At 63.0% G+C, this 1,253-nt stretch carries 1 pseudogene; it reads left to right on the forward strand.

The window, feature by feature from the left end:
* Positions 1–633: 633 nt before the first annotated feature.
* A pseudogene (locus AB1460_RS37580) lies at positions 634–738 on the forward strand (hypothetical protein); the annotation flags it as partial.
* Between the last annotated feature and the right edge of the window lie 515 nt (positions 739–1,253).

Consider the following 1,253-nt stretch of genomic DNA (forward strand, 5'->3'; position numbering starts at 1 on the left):
TCCGCCGCCAGCCCCCTGGAGATCGACTCCCGATCCTCCAAGGTCAACTCCACGCCCCGCACCCAGCCCTCCGATCAACAGATCACCCTTCTACCAGGGCTGATGCACTGACCGTCTGAGACCGCCAACAGCAGCATGCCAGGAAATCGACGATCGTGTCCAGGCGTAGGGAGCGGGGCGTTCGAGGGACCCGCATGATATGGCGAAAACTGGATTGTCTGAAGCCCAATCTCCAGAGGATGCAAAGATCCGTCCACCGGAAAGACGCCTGTAACCGGTGCCGCGCTCTGCGTCGACATCCCACCGGGGTTGACGCAACCTCCAGAGCGCGGAGCGATACCCAGCGAGGGTATTCAAGGAGATGAGTGGGCCGCCTACGTCATGCTAGTACGTACGACAGGGACGAACATGGGATCGCCTGCGGGGTGCGAATCCTACGGCGACGGAGGCCCCGTAGTAGTCGTGGGAGTAACGCCCCACCAAGGACGGCGGGAAAGCCGTCGACAGGGCCAAGGGGGCCAGGTGACCGGACACTCACAACCCGCGAGGTATGCGTAATGCAGACCGCCGAAACGGTACTGGGCGTCCTCCATGAACGCGGCAGGCGTGGCCTGAGGACAGCCACAGTCCGCGTGGGAGAAAGTCATGGCGGGCAGGCGACGCAAGACCCTTGTCGTCTGCCAGGAATGCCATATCGCCATCCACTCCGGGCAGCCAGTCGCGTCACCCACGGAATAGTCACCGGAGAGCCCGTTGCTGGGAAAACTAGCACGGCGGGTGTGCGCCGTGAGGCGCTCTGTTGTATCCCCAGCGCAGCTGGGAGGGATTCGGAGGAAGATCCTTGGGTTCGCTGGCTTACCTGGATCTGAAAGGTGAAGGGGACCGCAGCATGCCAGAAGGCGGCGGGCGTCGAGAAGGTGCCGAAGGCGGGCCGCCGTCGAACCCGCGTGATATGGCGAAAGCTGGATTGCTTGAATTCCAATCTCCAGATGGTAGATGTGCGGACCCGTCGGAAAGGTACCTGAAACCGATGCCACGCCCTGCGCCGGTCGGAACCCGTGGGCCGGCGCAACCTCCGGGATGTGGGCGATACCCTGCGTGGGTATTCAAGGAGATGAGTGGAACGCCTAAGCTTGTTGTTTAACTTGTCTGTCCTTCAGGTCCTGCGGCTGTTGACCTGTCCGTGGCCTTCCCGACTGGTTGGATGATCGCCTGTCGTCGGTTGGCGCGGCCGGGTGGGCGTCCGGGGCCGG

The organism is Parafrankia sp. FMc2 (assembly GCF_041008525.1).
GTDB lineage: Bacteria > Actinomycetota > Actinomycetes > Frankiales > Frankiaceae > Parafrankia.